Source organism: Acinetobacter higginsii, from assembly GCF_000369525.1.
In the GTDB taxonomy this organism is placed as follows: domain Bacteria; phylum Pseudomonadota; class Gammaproteobacteria; order Pseudomonadales; family Moraxellaceae; genus Acinetobacter; species Acinetobacter higginsii.
Genome location: NZ_KB850072.1, coordinates 1,933,875 through 1,959,728 on the forward strand (window position 1 = coordinate 1,933,875; position 25,854 = coordinate 1,959,728).

The 25,854-nt window shown below is 40.7% G+C and carries 25 protein-coding genes; 18 read left to right on the plus strand and 7 right to left on the minus strand.

Annotated features, from left to right (window positions below):
• The first annotated feature begins 59 nt into the window (after positions 1-59).
• Positions 60-260 (plus strand): DUF6500 family protein, encoded by a 201-nt coding sequence (locus tag F902_RS15220; protein WP_005204761.1) that lies wholly within the window; start codon positions 60-62, stop codon positions 258-260.
• Here the strand turns inward: F902_RS15220 and F902_RS15225 are convergent.
• From F902_RS15225 to F902_RS15235, 3 genes are read right to left on the minus strand one after another with little or no spacing between them, the layout of a single operon-like run.
• Entirely contained in the window at positions 257-1,726 is a 1,470-nt protein-coding gene (locus F902_RS15225) for a sulfite reductase subunit alpha (RefSeq protein ID WP_005204763.1), read from the minus strand. The genes F902_RS15220 and F902_RS15225 overlap by 4 nt on opposite strands.
• 9 nt (positions 1,727-1,735) lie before the next feature.
• Positions 1,736-2,326, minus strand: a complete 591-nt coding sequence (locus tag F902_RS15230) for a PepSY-associated TM helix domain-containing protein (RefSeq protein ID WP_005204765.1) — start codon at positions 2,324-2,326, stop codon at positions 1,736-1,738.
• A gap of 34 nt (positions 2,327-2,360) precedes the next feature.
• Positions 2,361-3,932 (minus strand): DUF2271 domain-containing protein, encoded by a 1,572-nt coding sequence (locus F902_RS15235; protein WP_005204768.1) that lies wholly within the window; start codon positions 3,930-3,932, stop codon positions 2,361-2,363.
• A gap of 315 nt (positions 3,933-4,247) precedes the next feature.
• Between F902_RS15235 and F902_RS15240 the strand changes: the two genes are divergently transcribed.
• The 3 genes from F902_RS15240 to F902_RS15250 all read left to right on the plus strand — a co-directional run bounded on the left by F902_RS15240 (position 4,248) and on the right by F902_RS15250 (position 6,980).
• Positions 4,248-5,135: a DUF4198 domain-containing protein gene (locus F902_RS15240; RefSeq protein ID WP_005204771.1), complete on the plus strand. Its 888-nt coding sequence runs from the start codon at positions 4,248-4,250 to the stop codon at positions 5,133-5,135.
• 122 nt (positions 5,136-5,257) lie between these two features.
• Positions 5,258-6,259 carry an AraC family transcriptional regulator gene (locus F902_RS15245; protein ID WP_005204774.1) on the plus strand — a complete coding sequence of 334 codons (1,002 nt, stop codon included), beginning with the start codon at positions 5,258-5,260 and terminating at the stop codon, positions 6,257-6,259.
• A gap of 97 nt (positions 6,260-6,356) precedes the next feature.
• Complete coding sequence (locus F902_RS15250; protein WP_005204776.1) at positions 6,357-6,980, plus strand: sterol desaturase family protein; 624 nt, start codon at positions 6,357-6,359, stop codon at positions 6,978-6,980.
• Positions 6,981-7,044: 64 nt separating this feature from the next.
• Here F902_RS15250 and F902_RS15255 read toward each other — a convergent pair whose 3' ends face one another.
• Both F902_RS15255 and mnmG read right to left on the minus strand, forming a co-directional pair.
• Entirely contained in the window at positions 7,045-7,377 is a 333-nt protein-coding gene (locus F902_RS15255) for a DMT family transporter (protein WP_005204777.1), read from the minus strand.
• 100 nt (positions 7,378-7,477) lie between these two features.
• Positions 7,478-9,358 (minus strand): tRNA uridine-5-carboxymethylaminomethyl(34) synthesis enzyme MnmG, encoded by a 1,881-nt coding sequence (gene mnmG, locus F902_RS15260; protein WP_005204779.1) that lies wholly within the window; start codon positions 9,356-9,358, stop codon positions 7,478-7,480.
• 252 nt (positions 9,359-9,610) lie between these two features.
• Here mnmG and F902_RS15265 point away from each other — a divergent pair, with 252 nt between their 5' ends.
• The 9 genes from F902_RS15265 to F902_RS15305 all read left to right on the plus strand — a co-directional run bounded on the left by F902_RS15265 (position 9,611) and on the right by F902_RS15305 (position 19,010).
• Complete coding sequence (locus F902_RS15265) at positions 9,611-10,003, plus strand: hypothetical protein (RefSeq protein ID WP_005204781.1); 393 nt, start codon at positions 9,611-9,613, stop codon at positions 10,001-10,003.
• A gap of 176 nt (positions 10,004-10,179) precedes the next feature.
• Complete coding sequence (prmA, locus tag F902_RS15270) at positions 10,180-11,085, plus strand: 50S ribosomal protein L11 methyltransferase (protein ID WP_005204784.1); 906 nt, start codon at positions 10,180-10,182, stop codon at positions 11,083-11,085.
• Between the two features lie 14 nt (positions 11,086-11,099).
• Positions 11,100-11,960, plus strand: coding sequence for a DUF3426 domain-containing protein (locus F902_RS15275; RefSeq protein WP_005204788.1), 861 nt, complete (start codon positions 11,100-11,102; stop codon positions 11,958-11,960).
• Between the two features lie 373 nt (positions 11,961-12,333).
• Positions 12,334-12,603, plus strand: coding sequence for a DNA-binding transcriptional regulator Fis (gene fis, locus F902_RS15280; RefSeq protein WP_001086304.1), 270 nt, complete (start codon positions 12,334-12,336; stop codon positions 12,601-12,603).
• 82 nt (positions 12,604-12,685) lie between these two features.
• Positions 12,686-14,260 (plus strand): bifunctional phosphoribosylaminoimidazolecarboxamide formyltransferase/IMP cyclohydrolase, encoded by a 1,575-nt coding sequence (purH, locus tag F902_RS15285; protein ID WP_005204791.1) that lies wholly within the window; start codon positions 12,686-12,688, stop codon positions 14,258-14,260.
• A gap of 185 nt (positions 14,261-14,445) precedes the next feature.
• Complete coding sequence (gene purD, locus F902_RS15290) at positions 14,446-15,732, plus strand: phosphoribosylamine--glycine ligase (RefSeq protein ID WP_005204793.1); 1,287 nt, start codon at positions 14,446-14,448, stop codon at positions 15,730-15,732.
• A gap of 609 nt (positions 15,733-16,341) precedes the next feature.
• The gene (locus F902_RS15295; RefSeq protein WP_005151915.1) at positions 16,342-17,217 is read left to right on the plus strand and encodes a MetQ/NlpA family ABC transporter substrate-binding protein; all 876 of its coding nucleotides are present in this window, start codon (positions 16,342-16,344) and stop codon (positions 17,215-17,217) included.
• Positions 17,218-17,289: 72 nt separating this feature from the next.
• A complete protein-coding gene (locus F902_RS15300; protein ID WP_005204796.1) occupies positions 17,290-18,318 on the plus strand; it encodes a methionine ABC transporter ATP-binding protein in 1,029 nt (342 codons plus the stop codon).
• Complete coding sequence (locus tag F902_RS15305) at positions 18,315-19,010, plus strand: methionine ABC transporter permease (protein WP_005204797.1); 696 nt, start codon at positions 18,315-18,317, stop codon at positions 19,008-19,010. Before F902_RS15300 ends, F902_RS15305 begins: the two co-directional genes overlap by 4 nt.
• A gap of 53 nt (positions 19,011-19,063) precedes the next feature.
• Here F902_RS15305 and F902_RS15310 read toward each other — a convergent pair whose 3' ends face one another.
• On the minus strand, positions 19,064-19,930 hold the full coding sequence (locus F902_RS15310) for an arginase family protein (protein WP_005204799.1): 867 nt from the start codon (positions 19,928-19,930) through the stop codon (positions 19,064-19,066).
• Positions 19,924-20,910 carry a hypothetical protein gene (locus F902_RS15315; protein ID WP_005204801.1) on the minus strand — a complete coding sequence of 329 codons (987 nt, stop codon included), beginning with the start codon at positions 20,908-20,910 and terminating at the stop codon, positions 19,924-19,926. Before F902_RS15315 ends, F902_RS15310 begins: the two co-directional genes overlap by 7 nt.
• Positions 20,911-21,270: 360 nt before the next feature.
• Between F902_RS15315 and gloB the strand changes: the two genes are divergently transcribed.
• From gloB to F902_RS15340, 5 genes are all read left to right on the plus strand, one after another.
• Positions 21,271-22,002 carry a hydroxyacylglutathione hydrolase gene (gloB, locus tag F902_RS15320; RefSeq protein ID WP_005204804.1) on the plus strand — a complete coding sequence of 244 codons (732 nt, stop codon included), beginning with the start codon at positions 21,271-21,273 and terminating at the stop codon, positions 22,000-22,002.
• Between the two features lie 298 nt (positions 22,003-22,300).
• Complete coding sequence (locus F902_RS15325) at positions 22,301-22,507, plus strand: hypothetical protein (RefSeq protein ID WP_004771531.1); 207 nt, start codon at positions 22,301-22,303, stop codon at positions 22,505-22,507.
• Positions 22,508-22,805: 298 nt separating this feature from the next.
• Positions 22,806-24,188, plus strand: coding sequence for an adenosylhomocysteinase (gene ahcY, locus F902_RS15330; RefSeq protein ID WP_005189859.1), 1,383 nt, complete (start codon positions 22,806-22,808; stop codon positions 24,186-24,188).
• Between the two features lie 72 nt (positions 24,189-24,260).
• Positions 24,261-25,097, plus strand: a complete 837-nt coding sequence (gene metF, locus F902_RS15335) for a methylenetetrahydrofolate reductase [NAD(P)H] (protein WP_005204806.1) — start codon at positions 24,261-24,263, stop codon at positions 25,095-25,097.
• A gap of 22 nt (positions 25,098-25,119) precedes the next feature.
• Positions 25,120-25,833 (plus strand): 16S rRNA (uracil(1498)-N(3))-methyltransferase, encoded by a 714-nt coding sequence (locus F902_RS15340; protein WP_004805905.1) that lies wholly within the window; start codon positions 25,120-25,122, stop codon positions 25,831-25,833.
• Positions 25,834-25,854 lie beyond the last annotated feature (21 nt).

A 25,854-nucleotide genomic window follows, 5' to 3' on the forward strand; every position in this document is an offset into this window, starting at 1 on the left:
CACTTAGGTAGAGGATGCTATGATCTGCAGCTAACTCTGATTAACCACTTAAAAACAAGATGAAAACCGAATTAAAAGCGGAGATCGTTCATATCTGCGATGAAAAAATGGCCAAGAAAGGCAACAATGTCGGACTTTCATTTTATGCATTCTTTGCCAATAAAATGGAAGCTGCACATTGGTGGATCATGGAGCATCGACTGGATCATTTTGAAAAAGCCAGCAAGATTAAAGCACTGGTTCTAGCTGAATCCGATTAATACACATCGCGTTGATAACGCTGTTGTTGTTTAAGCTGCTCCAGCAAATCAAGACCTAAAATCTCTTTTAAGGCATGATCAACGCCACCCGCCATACCCTTAAGGCTACCACAGACATAAATTGCTGCGCCCTGTGCAACCCAAGTCTGTAATCGAGTGGATTGTGCTTTTAAACAATCTTGTACATAGATTTTTTCGGCTTGATCACGGGAAAATGCATAGTCAACTTGATCAAGAAAACCATGCTGTTGCCAATAATGAATTTCCGTCTGATAAAGATGATCAAATTGCTGCTGTCGTTCACCAAAAATCAGCCAGTTTTGTTTATAACCCCAATGCTCTCTCTGACGTAGATGTGCCAGCAAACCCGCAATCCCCGTACCATTACCAATCAAGATCAAAGGTCGTGCATCATGCGGCAAATGAAAACTTGGATTATGACGAATATGAGCTTGTAAGATTTGGTCTTGCTGCAAGCCTTGTGTCAACCAGCCCGAACCCAAGCCTAAACCTGTTGCCGTACGTTGCTGTCTGACCACCAATTCAATAAAGCCGTTTTCAGCCAAGCTGGCAATCGAATACTCACGCTTAGGTAAGCGCTCAAATTGTGTTAACCATTGCTGAAAAGACTGCTCTGCTTTGCTCGGTAATTTTCTTAAATTCAGCGTGCTTAATTGAGCGATCAACTTAGCATTGATGGGCTGTTGCTGTGATTGCAAAAATGCCTCAACATCATCCAAATTGTTTTCGCATTGAATCTCTAAAATATCACCTGATGACCAAACCAAGTCCTCATCACCAATCAATTGAACTTTATAAATGGGTTCACCGATACTACCTTTATTTAAGCACTGTCGATGCGCAAATTTTAATTGCAGCCTCTGTTCAGAATGGGTTAAATCACTGAACTGCGTTGAAGTTAGCTGCTCTAACCCATTCAACCATTGTTCTAAATCAAGGCTATTCATTTGATCTACTAAAACCGTATTAAATAAAGCCTGCGCCTGTTGTTGAACTAACCATTGTTCCAGTCGCTGCCCAAACTGACAGAAGTGAGCATAGCGCCGATCTCCCAATGCCAAGATTGCAAAAGATAGATGGGATAAATCTAGGCCTTGAGTAAAAGCTTTATTGATAAAGGATTGTGCACTATCCGGCGCATCCCCTTCACCATAGGTACTGACCACCCATAGAATCCGTTGTTGCTCGCTTAAATCATGGAGACTTAGATCTTGAATATTTCTGACCGCAATCTGATCATCAACTAAACGTAATTGCTCAGCGGTGTGTCTCGCCCAGATTTCGGCATGTCCAGACTGACTGGCATAGACCACCAAATAAGCAGGATGCGATTGCAGCAGTGATTTTGAATTTCTTTGCTGCCAATATAGCCACACAATCACAAAAAGATGCAGACTCAATAATATTGCCAATATAGCAATAACGATCAGCACAGCCTGAGTCATGATGTCACCTTAAATGGCAAACCAAATGAGTAAAATAATTGCCGCCAAACTGCCTGCTGTGAGCAGCAAATGCGTAATTAAACGGGTTTTAATGGTTAAAAATAAAATATAGCCCGCCAAGGACAATAAAATGATGATGATCGCACTAATATCAATGAGCCAATGCCATGTTGCACCGACATTTTTACCGCGATGTAAATCATTGAGCAATGAAACGGTCGTTGCTGGTTTTTGGGTAATTTCGACTTGACCTTCATCCATCAACACCCAGAGATCTGTTGAACCCGCAGGACTCTCTAAACGAATCATCACCTCCCCATCCATGACCTCACTGCTTTTATAACGCCCAATCAACGGCTGCTTGTCTCGAACAAAATCTAGAATCGCCGGAGTTGGATTCTCTTGTTTTTGGATGGCACTGACAAAAGCAGCGGGTAAAGTGAGTTTTACAATTTGTTCATCGTTGGATGATTTAAACCAATCGGGATTATTCAGTAATAGTCCTGTTGCAGCAAAAAAAATCAGTACGATGAAAGCAAAAGCAGATAACCAACCATGCACATAACGTGCATGGCGGTAAAAATCACGGCGTTGATACAAGAGATAAGCCTCGTCAATAAGTAGGGGCTTTTAATTAAGCACCACGTTGGAAGTTTAGTTTCAGCGTACCAATTTCTGCCTGTGCAGGAAGTGTTTTTGTTACCGCTTTTGGCCCGACTTCTAATTCAAAACTTTGGTATGAATGATCACCATGCTCACGAGAGGTTTCAATATGGATTAAATATTTACCTGCATCGACAGCTTTACCAGCTTCATCTTTACCATCCCAAGCTAAACGGTACTGTCCTGGTTGGCGTGATGGCTTAGCCACCGCATCCAAGTTTGGCATTTGACGACCATAACGGCGCCACCAGACATAGTTTGAATTGATCCATTTCTCATCTTTACCCCAAACCGCAAGGGTACGCACTAATTTTTTATCGCTATCCGTCACCCATACTGAAACATAAGGCGCGCGATAATTATCAACAGCGAGCTTAGGAATATTCACTTCAACTTGTGCCTGATAACCTTTAGGCCAAGCCGTTGCAGCACCATTAGCTGCCACATGTCGCATGATCGCAGGTTGATTGGCATCTAAAAGTGTAGACCAACCTGAGCTTTGATAACGACTGCCATCAGTCGCCACCAATTGCGCTTCAAAACCAACCAATTCCTCAATCAGCTGCATGCCTTCCTGAGGCGACATTGCGGTTAAAGCCGTTGCCAAAGCATCCGCATCTGCAGCGCACTGTCCTACGACGACACATTGCTCTACGGTTTGAATTGGCATGCCTGTCTGTGGATTAAGCAAATGCGACTGGCCGGCCAATGAACGATAACCTTGTCCACTAAAAGCAACAGCTTGGTCTTTAATATTTAACACTTGTGTTGGTGCTGTATTATCAAAGCGTTCATTTGGATTCTGAATGCCAATTTTCCAGCCCGCTTGTTGCGGTGATTGGCCCCACACCCGCATATCACCACCAATATCGATCAAAATCCCCTGTAAATGTGGTACAGCTTGTTTAGCTGCAATTAAGGCACGATCAATGACATAGCCTTTGGCATAGGCATCGGGTGCGATTTTAATGGCTGAATCGAGTTTAATCTGTTTGGTTTTTGGATTTAGCTCAATACTTTGAGTTTTTAATTGGCTTAATAAAGCTTCTTGCGTTTGATCATCCAGATTATGTACCTGATGACTTTGTTCCCATAACTGCATCAATTGGCCTAAACGTGCATCAAAACCACCACAGCTCGCACTGCGCCATTGTTCACACGCAGCGATTACCTCATACAGTTCAGAGGAAGCTTCGATCTGTTGTTCACGATTGAGTTGACTGATTTCACTGTCATCACGCCATACCGATAAAATCTTATCCAAACGTGCCACTTCATTCTGAATGGCCTGTAATGCCTTTTCTGCATCTTTTTGATGTGCAGTGGTCACAACCACATCCAAAGACGTTCCTAAAATATGATCTTGATGAAAGCTATAACTTGGTGTTTGAATAGGTGCTTGTAATGTCTGAGCATCTTTTACAGTAGTTTCATTGGCCTGAACTATCGTGACTGGAGACATAAATACAGCAATGGCTGCCATCAACGGAGATAAACGAAATATGAGTTGAACGGGGCGAAAAATTTGTTGCGTTGATGACATCGTTAAGCTTCCATTTTCTAAGATTTAACTCGGCCAACCTACTGACTTTATGCACAGTCAATCGCTCGGCCTCTCACATGAATTACAGCCAAAAGAACATGAAAATGAAATGATTTTATTCTGAATAAAATCAAAAACATTTGATTCATTTGCGACACGCATTTGGGAGATAAAAAGCTTCTTAATCTTTGTCTGCCCAATGGCATAAAAACGATTAAAAATTTATCGAAATAATATTGCAACTGATACTCGTTATCAAGTAGATTGTAGCAATTCTTTTGCATTTTTGTTTATTTCTCTTTTAAGGAATTCTTCATGCGTCATCTACTTACTGTTGCCTTATTCTCTGCATTACCAACATTCAGTTTTGCTCACACGGCAAGCCCTTTTTTATTGCCAGAAGTATTTGACAGCAAAGCAGATAACGTCAGCTTTCAAAGTGGAATTACTGTAGAAAAATTCTTTGTTCCAAGCCGTAACTTTAAAACAGATTATCAGGTCACAACGCCAGAAGGAAAAACTGAAACTATTAAAGCAGCCGCAGAATTAAAAAAATTCAATATCGCTGAAGTCAATTTAACCACGGATGGCACCTATCGTCTTCGTACGCAAAATGCGACAGGCAACCCAACCAAATATGCATTGATTGATGGTCGTTGGTTACGTGTTCGCCCTCAACGCCCTGCTAATGCAAACCCGATGCCACCACAAGGTAATAATGCAGAGCAAAAAGCGCCTCAAACACCAGCAAATCAGCCACCTCGTTTTATTGCTGAAGACCAAATTCCTGCAAATGCAAAAACGGCTCAAACCATCAACACCTATATTGCTGAAAGCTTTATCACTAAAGGCAAACCAAGTGCTGTGCCTGCTGCGAGCAACAAAGGTTTCGAATTGAAGTTCCTCACTCATCCAAATGAGTTATTTGCAGGTGAATCCTTTAAAGCGCAAGTTTTAATGGATGGTAAGCCTGTTCCAAATCTAGAAGTAGATGTGTTTAAAGGCGCCAGCAGCTATCAACCCAATGCAAAACGTGAACAACCGCATGTTAAAACCAACACCAAAGGTGAGGTTGAAGTGAAGTTTAGTGAAGCTGGTATTTACCTCATTACCACCGCTTATCCTGAAGCGAATACTGACAACACCAAACCACCCATCACTCAATCTTATACTTACAGCGTGACCGTTGAAGTGACTGAATAAACCTTTTGACTAAGGTACTTATCAGCGTATAAGTACCTTTCCCCTTTTGATTTAGTTGCAATCCATTTCTATCTTAAAAATAACAGCGTATATTGTTTTAAAACTCGTATTTGCCCTGTTTTATGACTTCAAAAAAAACCAGTGATGCAGGCATCTTTTTATGGATGGTTTATCAAACTATGCAAAAGATGAATCTAGATGCCGCTGCCATATTTGCGCGTGTTCATTTACCCGATCAGCCACCTGATAAGTTTGTCCGTCGTGACAACGCCACACAGCAACGCTTTTGGCAAGCAGCAGAACAAATTAGTCATGATCCCGATATTGGTTTACATGTTGGACACAATGTTCCACCCTTTCGCGGGCAAGTGATTGAATATCTTTTTTTGAGTAGCGCAACATTTGGTGAAGGCCTCAAACGAACCATTCGATATCAGGCCTTACTCACCGATGCCATGTCATTTAACTTAGAAATGATAAATGAACATAGAGTGATGATTTCAGGGCTCAATCATCCTGTTCGACACTATTTGGAATGTGCCATCGGCATTTTACTTAACTTCTTTAAATATATTAGTGACGAAACATTTACACCACTTGAAATCGGTTTGCCGTATCTAAACGGAGCAGATCAAGAGGAATATCAGGAAATATGGGGATGTCCTGTCAAATTCGGTCAAGATAATGGCTACATTTGCTTTGATTCAGCACAATTAACGACGCCCTCTGCTGCTCATGAACCTGAACTGTTAAAAGTACATGAACATCATGCTGCATCACAACTTGAGCTATTAAACAAACATCAACTTATAAACGAAATCGAAAAAATTTTGGCCAGTGGTTTATTAGAGTCTGGTGAATTTGATCAGAACATCATATCTAGGCATTTAGGACGTAGTACTCGGAGCTTAAGAGCGGATTTACAACTATTAAATACCGGCTATGAAAAAGTCATTGCCCATTATCGTGAGCGCCTTGCGCGTCGCTTACTTTCTCAAACCAAAGAAAGCATCGACCAAATTGTTTATCTGACGGGTTTTTCTGAACCTTCAGCATTTTCCAGAGCATTTAAACGCTGGACTGGAGAAACACCTACTGCATATCGACAACGTAAACAGACTTAAATTGATTGGATAGGCAGCTTAAAACTGTCAGATCAGTCAAAACTTTTTGCTCTTCTCTTTTTAAAATCCGATCTATGTTAAACGAGGTAATCCAAGCATGATCGGTTTTCCAGTAGGCGTTTTTGTCGCAAATGGTATGGAGTGGTATTTCCACAAAGTCTGGTTACACGAATTTCCAAGCAAAAATAGAAACAGTCCGTTCTTTACCCATATTGCACATCACAAACGTGCTCGCTTAAATGGCTTTCATGATGCAGGCTATGCGGAGTCGATGTTTAAAAATTCTGAGATGTACAATGAAAAATCGGCACTCATCGGCCTAGCAGCTGCATCCACCATTTTTCTACCCGTTGCACCGTTCTTTACCGCAGGTTTGTACTATAGCATTTGGAATTATTGGAAAGTGCATGCCAAATCACACCTTGATCCAGAGTTCGCTAAAAAACGAATTCCTTGGCATTATGATCATCACATGACCAGCAATCAAAATGCCAATTGGTGTGTGACTAAACCATGGTTTGATTACATTATGGGAACGCGAGTGATGACTGATGTATCGGTCACAGAAACTAATCCATTGGCGATCAACATGCCGAAATGGCTGGAAAAAAGAGTGAATCTCGTAGCACGCCGCCTCTTACCAAAAGCCTATGCCCAAATTGATGCCAATACACAATTTGATCAGCAGAATTTACGCCAAGGGATTGAGGTCGCGTTATAAATACGTTGAAGTAGAAGATTAATTCAAACCGAGTTATGCATGACTCGGTTTTATTGTGACAAAGTTAATGCGAGCTGGTTTTAGACAGTAAATTGAGAATCAACACACCACTCATAATCAAGACAATCCCAATAATTCCCCAAATATCTAGTTTTTGGTCAAATACAAACCAAGCCACGGTCGTAATCAAAACGATCCCAACACCAGACCAAATCGCATAAGCAACGCCTACAGGAATCGTTTTTAAGGTTAGAGACAAGCAATAGAATGCAATCACATAACCCACTACAACCACGATGGAAGCAACTGGTTTGGTAAAACCTTCACTACTTTTTAAGGCAGAGGTCGCGATCACTTCTGCAGTAATCGCAATGAATAAAATTATCCAATTGTTCATTTACTCATCGCCTTCAATTAAACAGAATTTGCTTAGCAGAAAAAAACACCCTTCTACAAAGGGTGTTTTTAACATTAACGACAATAGACGAAGGAGGCAATTATGCCGACTTTTTCGCCATATTGTTTTTACGGATCGTGATCATCAGCAACTGAACTGCTGCTGGTGTAACACCAGGAATACGACTTGCTTGCGCTAAGGTTTCAGGGCGAACTGTTTTTAATTTCAAAGTAATTTCACGCGACAAACCTGAAATACCATCATATTCAAAATCAGTAGGAATGCGGGTTTCTTCAAGACGTTTTAATTGAGCAACATCTTCATGCTGACGATTAATATAGCCTTCGTATTTCACGGCGATTTCAATCTGCTCACCCACATGCTCAGACACCTCTGAACCTGTTAATTCAGCAATTTGGCTAAAATTGATATTTGGACGTTTCAGCAAATCGATCGCACTACATTCTTTACTGAGATCTGCACCCGTCATTTCAACGAATTTTTTACCCATTGGGTTATTCGGTGCCGCCCACAAATGTTGTAAACGAGACGTTTCACGCTCAACCGCTTCCATTTTTTCGCTATATGCAGCCCAACGCTCATCGTCAACTAGGCCAAGTTCACGACCAATTGATGTTAAACGCTGATCGGCATTGTCTTCACGTAACATCAAACGGTATTCCGCACGTGAAGTAAACATACGATACGGTTCTTTGGTACCGAGTGTAATCAAGTCATCAACCAAAACACCCATATAAGCTTGATCACGTTTTGGTGTCCACTCTTCTTGTTCCCAAGCACGACGTGCAGCATTGAGTCCTGCGAGTAAACCTTGCGCACCCGCTTCTTCATAACCTGTAGTACCGTTGATTTGACCCGCAAAGTACAGATTTTGAATCGCTTTGGTTTCAAGTGTAAATTTCAATGCTTGTGGATTGAAATAGTCATATTCAATCGCATAGCCTGGACGCAAGATATGCGCATTTTCCATACCACGAATTGAACGAACCAAATTGAACTGCACGTCAAATGGCAATGAAGTCGAAATGCCGTTTGGATAAAGCTCATGGGTATCTAAGCCTTCTGGCTCCAAGAACACTTGATGTGAATCTTTATCGGCAAAACGATGGATCTTATCTTCAATTGATGGGCAATACCGTGGGCCAACACCTTCGATCACACCGGTATACATTGGTGAACGATCTAAACCGCCACGAATAATTTCATGGGTTTTTTCACTGGTATGCGTGATATAGCAATTCACTTGTTCAGGGTGCATAGATGCATCACCCATAAACGACATCACTGGCGATGGGAAATCACCCGGTTGTGGTGTCATGACAGAAAAATCAACTGTGCGTGCATCAATACGAGGCGGAGTACCTGTCTTTAAACGCCCAACGGGTAATTTAAGTTCACGTAACCGATGCGCTAAAGCAATTGATGGTGGATCACCTGCACGACCACCACTTGAATTTTGTAAGCCGACATGAATCACCCCACCCAAGAAAGTTCCTGTCGTCAATACTACCGTCTTGGTATCAAAACGGATACCCATTTGGGTCACAACACCTTTAACAGTATCGCCTTCAACAATTAAGTCGTCTGCAGCTTGCTGGAAAATATCCAAGTTCGCTTGATTTTCTAAAGTATCGCGAATCGCTGCTTTATAACGTACACGGTCCGCTTGCGCACGTGTTGCACGCACAGCTGCACCTTTACGAGAATTTAGAATACGGAATTGAATACCACCTTTATCCGCTGCGAGTGCCATTGCACCACCGAGTGCATCGATCTCGCGGACAAGATGTGATTTACCAATACCACCAATCGCTGGGTTACAGCTCATCTGCCCCAAAGTTTCAATGTTATGCGTTAACAATAATGTTTGTCTTCCCATACGTGCCGCAGCAAGTGCTGCTTCCGTACCAGCGTGACCGCCGCCAATTACGATAACGTCGTAAACTTTAGGATAGTGCATAGTGGTAAATGTGTATTCAAAAAATGACAGAGCATTATACAGGAGTTTTGCATTAAATTGCCAAAAACAGTCAAGATTGTTGAGGCTTGCAAGCCCCTGTTCTGACTACAGAACATACAAAAAGAAACCTTATGTTGCATTTTCCTCTTAGACTGCACACAGCGATTCATCACTATTAACTTGAACACCACTGTTTTATCTGCCCAGTTTCTTATCCTAAAAAGTGTATAAAAAATACTTTAGGACAATGATATGAACTCAAAGCTTTTATTTTCATCTCTAATTTGTAGTCTATGTTTTAGCGTAGCTGCGCATGCAGATACCAAAGCAAGCCAAGACCAACAGGCCAAGAAATATCAACAGGTCTGTAAAGGCAAAAAACAAGGTGATCCAGTTTCATTTGCATTTAAAGGCGTTGTTTTCAATGGTTCATGTGAGCCTAATGAAGCTGGTAAGTTAGCATTCCAACCACCAACACCTGCATCTAATGCTGCCGTTGAGACTCAAAGTCGTCTCTCAGAAACGCAATCGGCACCTCGCCCAGTCAGTAGTGCACCAGCAGACAATAGCACTGCACCTATGGAATCACCCGCTATCGCTCCTGCACCACCAGTAGCACCTGATGTCGAACAGACTGCACCTTAATGCATAAATGACATAAAAGAAGGCCTAATTTGGCCTTCTTTTATATAAAAACAATATAATAGATTGCATGAGGACAAAATATTTCATCTTAAAATTGTAATCTGTCTACTTTATAATCCCTTTAACAAGCACGAATCCATTACAATAAGCACAAATACATTTATTTAGGTTTTCCTGTGAACTGGCTACAAATTCATATTACTGTTGATCAAAACCAAGTCGAACTGACCGAAACATTACTCCTGTCATTAGGCGCGGTGAGCGTAACTTTAGATGATGCTGAAGACCAAGCCTTACTTGAACCATTGCCAGGTGAAACACCACTTTGGAATAAAGTCATCGTCACAGGGATTTATCAACAAGAAGAAGATGACCCAATTGATGTCGATACTTTAGAAGCCTTCTTAAAAGCACAACTTCCAGATGTACCAATGCGCCATGAATACTTGGAAAACCAAGTGTGGGAACGTGCATGGATGGATTATTATGAACCGATTCAAATTGGTGAAAAATACTGGATCGTACCAGAATGGTTAGAACCACCTGAAGCTGATGCAACCAATATTAAGCTAGATCCAGGTCTTGCTTTCGGTACTGGAAACCATGCAAGTACCTTCTTATGCTTACAATGGCTAGGTAAAACTGATGTTAAAGACAAAGTTGTGATCGACTATGGTTGTGGCTCAGGCATCTTAGGTGTTGCGGCTTTATTACTCGGCGCTAAAAAAGTTTATGCGACTGATATTGATCCACAAGCGGTACTTGCGACCAAACAAAATGCAGAATTAAATGGTGTACTGGATCGTCTTTCTGTAGGATTACCCGAAGAGTTTGATCAAGAATTTAAACCACAACAAGCAGATGTCCTTGTCGCCAATATTTTAGCGGCACCATTAATGGCACTTGCGCCTGAATTCTCAACTTTAATAAAAAATGAGGGCGAGTTCGCACTTGCAGGTGTAATCGAAGAGCAAGTTGCTGATGTTTCTAGTGTTTACTCACAGTTTTTTGATATATTAGAGATCGAAAAGCGTGAAGAAAACTGGTGTCGCATTTCAGGAAAACGTAAAACAACAATTTGAGAACATTGTTACTTATGAGTGAAAAACAAACCCGCTGCCCTAAATGTTCAACTGTGTACAAAGTGACCCTTTCACAACTCAGTGTTGCACAGGGTATGGTTTGTTGTCCGAAATGTGTCATTAACTTTAATGCATTAACCAACTTATTAGAAACAGATAGTGAAGCGATTCCGACACCTGTCAATCGCTCACTTTTTTCTTCAATTCAACCTGACAGCTCGTTTGCAGAAAAACAAATGCAGATTTTGAGCATCTTTGATCAGAAAATTGAAAACTCAAATATTGATTTATTGACCTATCTCAACAACCTCAATTATTTCAATACCGAGCCTGTTACTGCCTTACCTAATTTAAATCTGTCTGAAGATACTTTACAAATTGACCATGAGAATAATGATAAACAACATGGTTGGCTGTATTACACGCTTTGGGGGCTCGGTAATATTGCTTTAATTTTAGTATTTGCTTTTCAGATTTTATGGTTCAACCCAAAACTGATGCATGAAAGCCCAGCCTTGAATCAGATGTTTAATTATGCTTGCGGCATTTTTTCGTGCAAAACCAGTGATGAACAATATAAATATCTTAGTTTTGAAAAAGTAAAAATTAAGCGTGGAGAAAAAGATGCTACTGTTTTTTCAGGTGTGCTTCTAAATCATAATGAGAACAGCGTGGCACTGCCTCCTATTAAAGTCGTGCTCAAACAAAACGACGAAGCCGTTTTTAACGTAATGCTCAAACCACAAGATTATTTAGTTGACAGTTTAAAAACGATTCAACGCATTCCAACCAACAGCCCTTTTCGCTTCGAATTTACCCTTCCAAAAAGTAAAAATAGCTTCAATGACTATAGTTTAGAATTTGTACAGCCCTAAAAGCTCAAAAAAGTGACAAAAAAACAAAAAAAAGTGCAGTTAATTTGCTCACTTTTTCGCTGACAGTGGTATGATACGCGCCACGAATGCTTGACCTACTTACTCCTCGTAATTTATAGACAATAAAATCGTTAAACGAACTGTGCTTTTACCCAATAAGCGCATTGTTGGTTTTTTTGTTTTTAAAAGTAGGCGGTAACAAATATTTAACTATTGTTACGCTTATTTTTTACACAGCTCGAGGATTTGTGGCAAGCTAATAGTCCTTTTGTTTTAGAGTCACTGTTTTAGGATCTAAAACGGGGCTCAGTAATTTAGACCACATTTATATCACTTTACCCAAGTGATATTTTGATATTTCGGATTAACACGCATGAATAGCAAATCTCCTATTTTTACGGCTCAATCTGATGTCGCTCTTCGCATCCATGTAGATCGCGCAGTTCGTCATTATTTTGCACAATTGCAAGGTGAGCAACCATCTCAAGTTTATGACATGGTTTTAGCAGAAATGGAGAAACCTCTTTTATCTGTGGTCTTAGAATATACTCGCGGTAATCAAACACGTGCCGCTGAGATTTTAGGCCTTAACCGCGGAACTTTACGCAAAAAGTTAAAAGCTCACGGTTTAATGAGTGAATAATTGATAAAATGCTCACGTTCTCGTGGGCATTTTTTTTGCCTTTTATTTTTAATCTGTAGACTTCAAACTGTTGACTAAAATCATGACTATCAAACGTGCTTTAATCTCTGTATCTGATAAAACCGGAATCGTTGAATTCGCTCAAAATCTTGTAGCTCTAGGGGTAGAAATTTTATCTACGGGCGGTACATATAAGTTGCTTAAAGACAACAATATCGCCGTAGTAGAGGTTTCTGAACATACAGGTTTTCCTGAAATGATGGATGGTCGTGTAAAAACATTACATCCTAAAATTCATGGAGGCATCTTAGCGCGTCGTGGTCTGGACGAAGCAGTGATGCAAGAACACAACATCGATCCGATTGATCTAGTGATTGTAAACCTGTATCCATTTGCAGCCACAGTAGCAAAACCAAACTGTTCACTTGCAGATGCAATCGAGAATATCGACATCGGTGGTCCAACGATGGTTCGTGCCGCTGCGAAGAACCATGCTTCAGTAGGCATTATCGTGAATGCAGCTGACTACGACACAGTCGTTGCTGAATTAAAAGCAAATGGTGCGCTTTCTTACGAAACTCGTTTCGACTTAGCGGTAAAAGCATTTGAGCACACTGCACAATACGATGGCATGATCGCCTCTTATTTAGGCGCGCGCGTTGGCAAAACTGAAGGCGAAGCGGATCTGTTCCCGCGTACCTTCAATACCCAACTGAATAAAGCACAAGATTTACGTTATGGTGAAAACCCTCATCAAAATGCGGCTTTTTATGTTGAAGCAACAGCTCAAGAAGCATCTGTTTCTACTGCGAAGCAATTACAAGGCAAAGAACTTTCTTATAACAATATTGCAGATACCGATGCAGCGCTTGAATGTGTGAAATCATTTGCGAAGCCTGCTTGTGTCATCGTTAAACATGCCAACCCTTGTGGCGTTGCAGTTTCATTGGATGGTATCAAAGCAGCTTATGATCTTGCTTATGCAACTGATCCTGAATCAGCATTTGGTGGCATCATTGCATTCAACCGTGAATTGGACACTGCGACTGCACAAGCGATTGTAGATCGTCAATTCGTTGAAGTGATTATTGCACCAAGCATTGCGGATGGCGTACTTGAAATCACCGGTGCGAAAAAGAATGTACGTGTGTTGGTGTGTGGTGAGCTCCCAGCAATTGACGCTCGTGCAGCACAACTTGACTATAAGCGTGTGAATGGCGGCTTATTGGTTCAAGACCAAGACCTAGGCATGATCACCAAAGATGATCTTAAAGTTGTGACCAAACGTGCACCAACTGAGCAAGAAATTGATGATTTGATCTTTGCTTGGAAAGTTGCGAAATATGTGAAATCAAATGCAATCGTTTATGCCAAAAACCGTCAAACGATTGGTGTAGGTGCTGGTCAAATGAGCCGCGTCAACTCAGCACGTATTGCAGCGATTAAAGCGGAGCATGCTGGTCTAGTGGTTGAAGGTGCGGTAATGGCATCTGATGCATTCTTCCCTTTCCGTGATGGTATTGATAATGCAGCTAAGGCTGGTATTAAATGTATTATCCAACCAGGTGGTTCAATGCGCGACGAAGAAACCATTGCAGCAGCGGATGAAGCTGGTATTGCCATGGTGTTCACAGGCATGCGTCACTTCCGTCACTAAATGATTTGAGTCTCAAACGCAATCCCCCTAAATCCCCCTTTATAAAAAGGGGGACTTACTTTTTTACTAAAATTAAAAAGTATGCTCCCCTCTTTATCAAAGAGAGGTCTGGGGGAGATTCAGAGGGACTTTTTTATTCTGAACAGGTATATTCTTAGATACTGAAAAAGGGAAATAACTTAATAATGAATATTTTAGTTTTGGGTAGCGGTGGCCGTGAACATGCACTTGCATGGAAAATCGCACAAGATGCAAAAGTCACTCAAGTTTTCGTTGCACCGGGTAATGCAGGCACGGCAACAGAAGACAAATGTACAAACGTAGAGCTTAATATTCTAGACAATCCAGCAATCATCGCATTTGCAAAAGCAAATGATATTGCATTGGTGATTGTTGGTCCTGAAGCACCATTAGTCAATGGTGTGGTAGATGCAGCACGTGAAGCAGGTTTAAAAATCTGGGGCCCAACCCAGTACGCTGCACAGCTTGAAGGCTCTAAAGCATTTGCCAAACATTTCTTAAAACGCCACAACATTCCTACCGCTTTTTATGACGTTTTCACTGAAGTGGATGCGGCAAAAGCATACGTTGAAAAAAATGGCGCACCTATTGTAATTAAAGCGGACGGTCTAGCTGCAGGTAAAGGCGTAATCGTGGCAATGACCAACGAAGAAGCTTTTGCTGCGATTGACGATATGCTTGCGGGTAACAAGTTTGGTGATGCAGGTTCACGTGTTGTTATCGAACAGTTCCTTGCTGGTGAAGAAGCAAGCTTCATTTGTATGATCGATGGCAACAACATTTTGCCAATGGCCACTTCACAAGATCACAAACGTATTTTTGAAGGTGATGAAGGCCCAAATACGGGTGGTATGGGTGCTTACTCTCCCGCTCCTGTGGTAACGGCAGAAGTGTTTGAACGTGTCATGAACGAAGTAATGCGCCCTACTGTTGACGGTATGGCTGCAGATGGTCATGTTTATACTGGCTTCTTATATGCTGGCTTGATGATTGATGAACAAGGTCAACCGCGTGTGATCGAGTTCAACTGCCGCTTCGGCGATCCTGAAACTCAACCAATTATGATGCGTTTAAAATCATCTTTGGTTGATTTAGTGGAAGCAGGTATTGCAGGTAATTTACCAAGCGAAGCTGAATGGGATGAACGTAAATCGATTGGTATCGTGCTGGCCGCTGGCGGTTATCCTGAAACGGTTCGCAAAGGCGATGTGATTTCAGGTCTTGGTCAATCTCCAGAAGACACCAAGATTTTCCATGCAGGTACGGCAATGAGCACAGATGGTCATGTCATTACTGCTGGTGGTCGCGTACTTTGTGTGACTGCACTGGGTGATACTGTGCTAGAAGCGCAAATCAATGCCTTAGAAGTTTGTGGTCAAGTCACATTTACGGGGATGCAATACCGTAGTGACATCGGTTACCGTGCCATTGCACGAGAAAAAGCTGAATAAGCTTTGTTGAGCAAAAAAGCCTTCTTCGGAAGGCTTTTTTATTCCATAAACCGCATAAATATGAATTCTATATTCATTATTTAAATATAAAATTCAGAAAAATATATATTTATTATTCAATTGATTCCTCTCTCTATATTTTTGGAAAAATTCATAAAACTATCATTTATTTATATTTACTTAGACCATAATTATCTTCTAGCAAGTAGGTTATTAAGCTTCAAAGTACAAGCTGTTCCACTATAACCGCCCATAAATTGTTGCTATGATTGCCGAAATTTTAGATGTTGTTTTTATGTTAACTGTATATTCTTTTTCATTATTTTTAAATGTCTAGAATATTGAACCTAACAAAACAAATTGCAGCTAAATCCAAATTTGATTTGAAAATGAGATGAACAGTTGGTTCCTATCTGTATATACTGAATCGGAACATGAATATTCATCTACTTTTCGGATGTTGTAGATCTATCACACTTGTTCAAACTTTAAGAATAATTCAGGGATTGTTTTAAGTGCGATGTCAATTTACAACATACAAACCTATTGCAATCATTAATGCTAGAGAAATGATGATTTTCTCGACATTTTTCCGATTAGGATTTATACATGAAAAAGCTGATTAGTCTTTTTTTAAGTGTATCTGTGTTATTACTTGCGGCATGCAGTAAACAACCAGATACCGCATCTACCGAACAAAAAGGTGATGCTGCTGCATTACAAACCGTTGTAATCGCTTCTACAGGTTCAGACGCTGATATTTGGCGTTATATCGCAACATTACCAGAAACTAAAGCCGCTGGACTTAAACTCGAAATCAAGAACTTCACAGACTACGTTGCAATGAACACTGCAGCCGCAAATAAAGAAGTTGATTTGAATGCATTCCAATCTTACGCTTACCTTGTCGCATTCAATGCTGCAAATAAAGACAAGATTGCTCCTGTTTCAACCACTTACTTAGAACCAATGGGTATCTACTCAAGCAAAGTAAAGAAAGTTGAAGAGTTTGCTGAAGGCGCAACCATTGCGATTCCAAATGACGGTGCCAATGAATCACGTGCTTTATTACTTTTACAAAGTGCTGGCTTAATCAAATTAAAAGCTGACTTCGACCCTGTAAAAGGCACGCCTGCTGACATTATCGAAAACAGCAAGAAAATCGTGATTAAACCTATCCAAATGGCGACAGCTGTACGTGTTAAAGACGAAGTTGATGCGATTCTATTGGGTAATACACTTGCAATGGAAGGCGGTTTAAACGTTCTTAAAGATGCAATCTACTATGAACCAGTTGATCAAAGCACCAAATTAAATGTCAATGTATTGGCAACTGCTGAATCTCGTAAAGATGATGCAGTATTGCAAAAAGTTGGCGCGCTTTATCATACGGAAGCAGTGAAGAAATATGTTCAAGAACACTTTGCTGGTACTAAAGTTGACGTAAATAAACCAACAAGCTACCTCACAGAAGCGAATTCGTAATATAATACCCCCAAATAAAACAGGCAAAGTGATTTTGCCTGTTTTTTCTTTTCTGCCATAGTACTGACGAACATGATCCAATTTAAAAACATTTCGAAACACTATCAGTTGAAAGGTCAAACGATCAATGCGTTGGATCAGATCAATTTAGAGATCCCTGACGGTAGTATCTTTGGCATTATCGGCTATAGTGGTGCAGGTAAAAGTACACTTATCCGTTTGATTAATTTGCTTGAGCGCCCGACGCAGGGGCAAGTCATTATCAATCAAAAAGACTTTACTGCTATGGATGCGCGAACACTTCGTCAAGAACGTGCAAATATTGGCATGATCTTTCAGCACTTCAATTTACTTCAGACCAAAACCGTGTCTGAAAATATTGAAATGCCACTTAAATTACTTGGGCATAGCAAAGCTGAACGTGAAAAACGTCTGGCTGAACTACTTGAGTTTATCGATCTTAAACATAAAAAAGATGCCTACCCTGATGAGCTTTCAGGGGGGCAAAAACAACGTGTTGGTATCGCACGTGCGCTGGCGAATCATCCCAAGATTTTACTCTGCGATGAAGCAACTTCTGCCCTTGATCCACAGACCACAAAATCTGTTTTAGCACTATTAAAAAAGATTAATAAAGAACAGAACATTACTATTGTGATGGTCACCCATGAAATGGATGTCATCGAATCAGTATGTGATTATGTAGCGGTCATGGAGTCAGGTCATGTGATTGAAACTGGCCCGACGCTGGATATTTTCAGTCAGCCACAGCATCCAACCACCAAGACTTTTATTCAAACGGTATTGCAACAGCAGTTACCTGTAAATATTTTAAGTAATCTTGAACATCAACATCATAATAGTATCTATAGCTTGCAGTTTCTCGGCACTTCAGCACAGGAAACCGTGATTCAGGCTGCGATTAAACAGTTTGATGTCAGCTTAAATATTCTGTTTGCTAACATGACCGAGATTAATGGTACCGTGATCGGACAAATGTTTATCCAGCTTTTGGGTGATCCGTCGATCATACAGGAAACCGTAAAATTCCTTGAGCTTCAAGGCGTGAAAGTCGAACAATCTGGACTGGTAACCCAATGAGAGATTTAATTGTACAATGGCTGACACAAGTCACTGCTCCATTTTGGCACAGTTCCCTTTCGATCGACCAGTTTGTGACAGCACTGCAAGAAACCTTTCAAATGGTGTTCTTTTCTCTGCTGTTTGGTTGCATTTGGGGATTGATTCAAGGTATTACGCTAGTCGTTACCCGCTCAGGCGGTATCTTGCAAAATCGTGCGATTTATTATTTCCTGAACCCGATTGTAAATGCACTGCGTTCCCTTCCCTTCATTATTCTGCTGATTGCCGTTATTCCACTGACTAAAATGCTGGTTGGCACTTCAATTGGAACATGGGCAGCGATTGTGCCTTTGACTATTTATGTGGGCCCATACTTAGGTCGTTTAATTGAAACTTCGTTACTTGAAGTGAATGAAGGCATTGTCGAATCCGCTCAGGCAATGGGTGCTTCGCCTTGGCAAATTATCTTTAAATTTATTATCCCTGAAGCGCGTAGCTCTCTGATTCTGAATTTAACTACGGGTACGATCTCGCTCATCGGTGCGACAGCGATGGCGGGTGCCGTAGGCGCAGGTGGTATTGGTGACTTGGCGATTTCTTATGGTTACCAACGTTTCGACACCAGTGTGGTGATTTTAACCGTGATTGTTTTGTTGCTATTGGTTCAAATGGTACAAATGCTCGGTGATTGGTTGGCAAAACTGCGATAGTAAAAAATAGAAAAAACGCTCAGCTGAGCGTTTTTTTATGTCTTGTATTTTACCTAGGGAAAATAGATTTCATTCGCTGCCTTAAAGGTATTGACATGCAATGGCACTAAATCGTCCAGTGCTTGATACCCCCCTGCCAAAACGAACAGCATTGGAATTTTCATTTTCTTGGCCATCTCAAAGACAATTCGGTCACGTTCAAATAATAATTCAGTGCTAAACCATTTAGAGCCGTATTTATCATGTTGATGGCAGTCCATGCCTGCTTGATAAATAATTAAATCTGTATCCCAACGCGAAGCATATTGGAATGCCTCAAAGATCGCTTCACGATATAAATCGAAATTACCTTGTTTGGGGTGAATATAACGGGTCAAACTGCGCTCACTAGCCTTACAGCCAAAACGAATGCCAAAAATTCCAAAATTAATCAGATTGGTCATACGATTAGTGAAAATAGCTGTGCCATCTCCACCATGTTGATCACAATCCAAAACAAAGATTCGTTTTTCAGGATATTGCTTAGCAACCAGCGCTAGGCCATTAAAGGTACAATAGGCTGCACCAGATTCATAACTGGCATGGTGAAATCCTTGGGCAATATTTGCAGCAATCCCCTCATTCAAAGCAATTTCAGCTCCAACTAACTGTCCAGCCTGAACCGATAAAATCGCATCTCTCAGTTGTTCATTCCACGGCTTAAACCCTTGTATGGTGGCAAATGCTGACTGTCCCGATAAAAAAGCTTCCACATACTGTGGATTGTGCAATTTCTTTAACAGCTCAACATCAATACTGCCTGGATCGATCAGTTCAACCATCCGTTGGGCACGTAACACATCAGCGACAGCGGTGAGTTTTTCCATACTATTGGTATGCGTTTGCGCATAATAGCGTGGTGAATAACAGGCTTTTAGCATGGATGTCCTACATAAATTTGATCTTGGGCAATCTCCATGAGTTGACTTAATTCGGTGCTATCAGGTCTAAATAATCCATTATCGACCTGTTGTTTAAAGTGATAACCAAAGGCACGCGCACGATTTCCAGGTGACACAGCCAACGTGGTTAAACGTAAAAACCAAAAACCATTCATTTCAGTGATTGGAATCACATAGCCCTTATATTGTTTATTTTTATGTTTAGGCAGCTGTTCAATGTCATAGCTAGCTGAAAATAAACTGCCCGCAGGTAGCCGCACGCCATTCATCATTAAAGGTACTAAACTGATACAGGAATGATTATCCCCCATATTTAACTTTTCCATCATGATCGGTTGTTGCTGCGCATCGACAAAAATATTGATTTCACCCTGTCTTAATAAACGATGATGAGCGATACGTAAGAAGAATTTCTCTGCCATCGGACAAGAACCGACTTTAGGCTTTTCCTCTAAGGACTGACAATCAATCATACTCTGCCCTGATGCATCCTGAGGCAGAAGAATATCACTCAGTAACTGGCAAATCAGTTTGCTTTCTTCAAGTTGGGCATATTGATGAATATTTCTGAGTTTGGCTTGAAACTCAACTTCCTGCTGTAAGCTCTGTGCAAAACTTTCTTGTGGGTTTATACGCTGCAAGCATTGTTGGACGTTTAAATTGGTATCCAAATTACGCCATGTTTCTAACTCTAAACCATAAGATGAGCTTTGATTAAGAATATTACGCAAAGCTTTGGTCTCGTATTCTTCAAAAATACGCAAATCCTGAAACCCGATTGGATCCCGAACTTGAGAAACAAACTCTGCAATAACACGCGTCGCCTGCGTATAACCGCAACCCCGACGTTCAGTCTGATGACTAAAATGCTCATTCAGCATTTCTGTAAGTTTGGCAGAGAGCGGATATAAATACTTTTTAAAGATAACGACCACTTCATGATCGATCAGCTCAGACATAACGCCCCCTCTTATTCTTCAGATTTATCACTTTTCACCCATCGTAAAAGATCTTTATTTCTCTTTTTAAATTTAATCATTGAAATTATTTAGCTTTACTTCAATATTTTTATACAACTAAAGATAAATCATTAACTTATAAAACTTTTATCTCATCTTTATTGAAAATATAACACTTGTCAACGATAAAGATATCTATTGAAAGTGGCTGTCAAAATCTGCCCGACAAAGTCATTATTCAGCGCTATAAATCAGTAGGAATTTTGCACTGAACTGCATTTGCACTTACACTACAAATAGGCACTTATATGAGTACCCAAACCGTAATAACCTCACGAAACAAAGCTTTAGGATTCGGCTATGCATTATAAGATTCATGCAATTGACGTAAAAAATGCCTTAAAAAACTATATTTGGTTATTGGAAGATACAGATACACAAGAAGTCGTTGCCATTGACCCCACTGAAGCTGGTTTAGTTACTGATTTCTGTGAGCAGCATGGTCTACAACTTAAACAAATCTGGCTGACGCATTGGCACCGTGATCACACTGGCGGTGTTGAAGGTTTACTCGCCGATCAGAATATAATGGTCTACGGTCCACGCGATGAATTGAGTAAAATTTCACTCATCTCTAACCCTTTGCAAAATGACGATCATTTTCATTTTAATGACCTCAAAGTTGAAATTATTGCGACGCCTGGTCATACCCTTGGCCATATTACTTATTTTATTGAAAAAATTGAGACGCTGTTTAGCGGTGACACCTTATTTGCAATGGGCTGTGGTCGTCTATTTGAAGGGACAGCGGAGCAAATGTATCACTCATTGAATCGGTTGGCTGCGTTACCTATTCAGACCAAAGTATACTGCACCCATGAATACACACTTGCCAATGCTGAATTCGCTTTAACTGTTGAACCAAATAATGTCGCGCTGCAAGAGCGCATGCAACAAGTCAAAGCGCTAAGAGAAGCAGATCAAATTACCCTTCCAAGTACGATCGAATTAGAGCTTGAAACCAATCCCTTCCTGCGGACTGAAAGTGCAGAAGAGTTTGCCCGAATTCGTAGTCTGAAAGATCAATTTTGATTAAATCCCATCGCTTCGACTGATTCATTTTCTACTTTCACAGCAAAGTAGAAAATGAAATCATTTTTTACATTTGCTTCAAGAATATTTCCCCTAAAACTTGATTTTCACCACATTTATAAAAAATATTTTTTATAGTAAATTCAACAAACTAACAAAAACACAGATAAGATTCTATCTATAAAAATTACGCTAAATTTACATTACTTACATGTGGAAAAATAAATCTATGCAATCCCCCTTTAAAAAAATTTAACTGACCCTTATTAATAAATACATGTTCACAAGGAGATCTGTCATGAAAAACAGAGTTGTTAAAGCAAAAAACGTATTGGCTTTCCGTATTTGGTTAGAAAAATTAGGATATTCGGTTAAAAATCTGACAGATAACCGCGGTTTCACATTTAGCTTCAAAAAAGAATATGGTTTAGTCACAGGCGATTTATCTGGCAATGCTTTAGCAATGCAACTGGGTGAAGAGTTTGAAGATCATTTAAAAGCCTAATGGCAAATTTCCCTAGATATCAGGGTTTCAAAGGGATTTGGAATCCTTGATTGATGCTCATAAAAATAATTAAAACGTATCACTCATTTAATCCTTCATTTTCTAACCATTTCAAACAAAATTTCATTGGAACAAACGCAATTTCCAAGTATCATTATGCCCAGTCGAGGGATGCTGCGACAATTGATCGGCACTAAAGATCAATTTGCCAGGCTCGACGATCGGTTAGACACTCGTTTTAACCAACAACGGCATCCGCGAACAGAATGATCCATACTATTTTTTCTAGGAGATCCTGATGAACGCGGTGAATGCTTCATTTACAGATTATAAAGTTGCTGATATTTCCCTTGCTGACTATGGTCGTAAAGAGATCAAACTTGCTGAAGCAGAAATGCCAGCTTTGATCGGTTTACGTAAACGTTATTCAGCAGCTAAACCACTTGCTGGCGCAAAAATCTTGGGTTGTATCCATATGACAATCCAAACCGCTGTTTTAATCGAAACTTTGGTTGAACTCGGTGCAGAGGTGCGTTGGACCTCTTGCAATATCTTCTCTACTCAAGACCATGCTGCTGCTGCAATTGCTGCAAGCGGTGTTCCTGTGTTCGCTTGGAAAGGCGAAACTGAAGAAGAATATGTGTGGTGCTTAGAACAGCAAATCAATGTCAACGGTCAGCCTTGGGATGCCAACATGATCTTGGACGATGGCGGTGACTTAACTGCTCTTGTTCATGACAAATACCCTGCGCTTTTAGAACGTATCCACGGTATTACTGAAGAAACAACAACAGGTGTACAACGTCTGTTGGAAATGTGGAAAGACGGTTCGCTTAAAGTACCAGCGATCAACGTGAATGATTCGATCACTAAATCGAAGAATGACAACAAATACGGTTGCCGCCATTCATTAAATGATGCCATCAAACGTGCAACTGACATGTTACTTTCTGGCCGTCGTGCACTAGTCATTGGTTATGGCGATGTTGGTAAAGGTTCTGCGCAATCTTTACGTCAAGAAGGCATGATCGTTCGTGTCACTGAAGTTGATCCAATCTGTGCAATGCAAGCATGTATGGATGGATACGAAGTTGTATCTCCATATAAAAATGGCGTACAAACTGGCAAAAAAGAAGATATTAACCAAGACTTATTGGGCAATACTGATCTTGTTGTCACGACAACTGGTAACTACCATGTATGTGATTCTGCAATGTTAGATAGCTTAAAAGCCGGTGCTGTAGTGTGTAACATCGGTCACTTTGATACAGAGATCGACACTGCATACTTACGTGGTTACAAGTGGGTTGAAGTTAAGCCACAAGTACACCAAGTGTATCGTTCAGAAGACGAAAACAACTACCTCATCCTTCTTTCTGAAGGTCGTTTAGTGAATCTTGGTAATGCAACAGGCCACCCATCACGCGTGATGGACGGTTCTTTCGCTAACCAAGTGTTAGGTCAAATGCATTTATTTGCTGAAAAATTTGCTGACTTACCTGCTGAGCAAAAACAAGCAGCGATTCGCGTAGAAGTTCTTCCTAAGAAATTAGATGAAGAAGTTGCTGCTGCAATGGTCCTTGGCTTTGGTGGTGTGTTAACACAATTAACGCAAGTACAAGCAGATTACCTTGGCGTTCCTGTAGAAGGTCCGTTCAAATCTGACGCTTATAAATACTAAGAAAATCAGGGCAGACGTTTTACGGACTGCCCTTTTTTCTAAAATTCCAAGCGATTTTAAAAAGGATTTGAAATGACAAAACGTGTTCCTATTTCTTTTGAATTTTTCCCACCAAAAACTGATGCAGGCGCGGAAAAATTAAAAACTGTTCATCAAGAATTACAACAATTAAATCCAGAGTTTTTCTCGATTACCTATGGTGCGGGTGGCTCTACACGTGAACGTACTTTAGCTGCGATTAGTGACTTTAACGGCAAAGGTACACCAGTTGCGCCTCACCTCTCTTGTATTGGTGATGACAAAGCACGTATTGCTGAGCTCTTAGATTTATATAAATCTCAAGGGATTGATCGTATTGTCGCTTTACGTGGCGATTTGCCTTCAGGTCAGGTCGGTCTAGGTGAACTCCCTTATGCCCAAGACTTAGTTCGCTTTATCCGTGAACATTCAGGCGATCATTTCCACATTGAAGTGGCCGCCTATCCTGAAATGCATCCACAAGCTGATACCTTTGATGGTGATATTCAACGTTTTGTGGAAAAAGTAAATGCGGGGGCCAATGCAGGCATTACCCAATTTTTCTTCAATCCAGATGCGTATTTCTATTTTATTGAGCGTATTGCCAAAGCTGGCGTGAATATTCCAGTTGCACCAGGTATCATGCCAATTACCAATGCAAGCAACCTGATCCGCTTTGCTGACGGAACAGGTGCAGAAATTCCACGTTGGATCCGCAAACAACTCGCAGCTTATGGCGATGACAGTGCAAGTATCAAAGCATTCGGTCACGAAGTGATTGTGAAACTTTGTGAACGTCTGATCGCAGGTGGCGCACCAACGCTGCATTTTTATTCAATGAACCAAACTGAACCGACTCGACAACTGGTTGTCGATCTTGGTTTAAACTAATTTGTACGAGCACAACCCAAGCATGAATCGTTTTTATATCGAAACCGAATTAAATACTGGCAACACCGTTGAATTAACCGAATCGGTATTTCATCACTGGGTACGTGTGCTACGTGCAAAAGAACAAGAACAAGCCATCTTTTTCAATGGAAAAGGTGGCGAATATATCGTAACACTGACTCAAATCAATAAGAAAAATGCCTTGGTTTCTGTTGATCAATTTGATCCAGCCGATCGTACAGCACCTTTCAACGTTGTTTTAGGTCAAGTGATGAGTAAAGGTGATCGCATGGATTATGCGATTCAAAAAGCCACTGAACTTGGTGTTACAACGATTCAACTCTTGACCAGTGAACGCTGTGAAATGCGTTTAAAATACGATCGTGACCAGAAAAAATTAGACCATTGGCAATCTGTGGCAATCGCCGCCTGTGAGCAATGTGGCATGAATCGAGTTCCTCAAGTTTTGCCACCCATCAGCTTAACTGAGTGGCTAAACTCGGAGTTACCGTCATCACGCTTTGTGCTGGCTCCAAACAAAGACCAAACGAATGTCCTACTTAACAGCCTACCAGACATTGCCCTACTGATAGGTCCAGAAGGTGGCCTGAGTGAAGCAGAAATTAATACTGCCAATCAACATCAATTTAAAAATTGGTGTATCGGAGACCGTGTTCTAAGAACTGAAACAGCCCCAGTAGTTGCTTTATCTATTTTAAATTATCACTTTGCATAGAAGTAATGTCGTGACATTGCT

Bases quoted from the DNA above. Each gene is read 5' to 3' on its own strand.
- F902_RS15255 (WP_005204777.1), bottom strand. From the start codon at position 7,377: ATGAACAATTGGATAATTTTATTCATTGCGATTACTGCAGAAGTGATC.
- purH (WP_005204791.1), top strand. From the start codon at position 12,686: ATGACTATCAAACGTGCTTTAATCTCTGTATCTGATAAAACCGGAATC.
- F902_RS15340 (WP_004805905.1), top strand. From the start codon at position 25,120: ATGAATCGTTTTTATATCGAAACCGAATTAAATACTGGCAACACCGTT.
- metF (WP_005204806.1), top strand. From the start codon at position 24,261: ATGACAAAACGTGTTCCTATTTCTTTTGAATTTTTCCCACCAAAAACT.
- ahcY (WP_005189859.1), top strand. From the start codon at position 22,806: ATGAACGCGGTGAATGCTTCATTTACAGATTATAAAGTTGCTGATATT.
- fis (WP_001086304.1), top strand. From the start codon at position 12,334: ATGAATAGCAAATCTCCTATTTTTACGGCTCAATCTGATGTCGCTCTT.
- mnmG (WP_005204779.1), bottom strand. From the start codon at position 9,358: ATGCACTATCCTAAAGTTTACGACGTTATCGTAATTGGCGGCGGTCAC.
- F902_RS15250 (WP_005204776.1), top strand. From the start codon at position 6,357: ATGATCGGTTTTCCAGTAGGCGTTTTTGTCGCAAATGGTATGGAGTGG.
- F902_RS15305 (WP_005204797.1), top strand. From the start codon at position 18,315: ATGAGAGATTTAATTGTACAATGGCTGACACAAGTCACTGCTCCATTT.
- F902_RS15295 (WP_005151915.1), top strand. From the start codon at position 16,342: ATGAAAAAGCTGATTAGTCTTTTTTTAAGTGTATCTGTGTTATTACTT.
- F902_RS15325 (WP_004771531.1), top strand. From the start codon at position 22,301: ATGAAAAACAGAGTTGTTAAAGCAAAAAACGTATTGGCTTTCCGTATT.
- F902_RS15310 (WP_005204799.1), bottom strand. From the start codon at position 19,930: ATGCTAAAAGCCTGTTATTCACCACGCTATTATGCGCAAACGCATACC.
- F902_RS15245 (WP_005204774.1), top strand. From the start codon at position 5,258: ATGACTTCAAAAAAAACCAGTGATGCAGGCATCTTTTTATGGATGGTT.
- F902_RS15220 (WP_005204761.1), top strand. From the start codon at position 60: ATGAAAACCGAATTAAAAGCGGAGATCGTTCATATCTGCGATGAAAAA.
- gloB (WP_005204804.1), top strand. From the start codon at position 21,271: ATGCATTATAAGATTCATGCAATTGACGTAAAAAATGCCTTAAAAAAC.
- F902_RS15275 (WP_005204788.1), top strand. From the start codon at position 11,100: ATGAGTGAAAAACAAACCCGCTGCCCTAAATGTTCAACTGTGTACAAA.
- purD (WP_005204793.1), top strand. From the start codon at position 14,446: ATGAATATTTTAGTTTTGGGTAGCGGTGGCCGTGAACATGCACTTGCA.
- F902_RS15300 (WP_005204796.1), top strand. From the start codon at position 17,290: ATGATCCAATTTAAAAACATTTCGAAACACTATCAGTTGAAAGGTCAA.
- F902_RS15225 (WP_005204763.1), bottom strand. From the start codon at position 1,726: ATGACTCAGGCTGTGCTGATCGTTATTGCTATATTGGCAATATTATTG.
- F902_RS15240 (WP_005204771.1), top strand. From the start codon at position 4,248: ATGCGTCATCTACTTACTGTTGCCTTATTCTCTGCATTACCAACATTC.
- F902_RS15235 (WP_005204768.1), bottom strand. From the start codon at position 3,932: ATGTCATCAACGCAACAAATTTTTCGCCCCGTTCAACTCATATTTCGT.
- F902_RS15265 (WP_005204781.1), top strand. From the start codon at position 9,611: ATGAACTCAAAGCTTTTATTTTCATCTCTAATTTGTAGTCTATGTTTT.
- F902_RS15315 (WP_005204801.1), bottom strand. From the start codon at position 20,910: ATGTCTGAGCTGATCGATCATGAAGTGGTCGTTATCTTTAAAAAGTAT.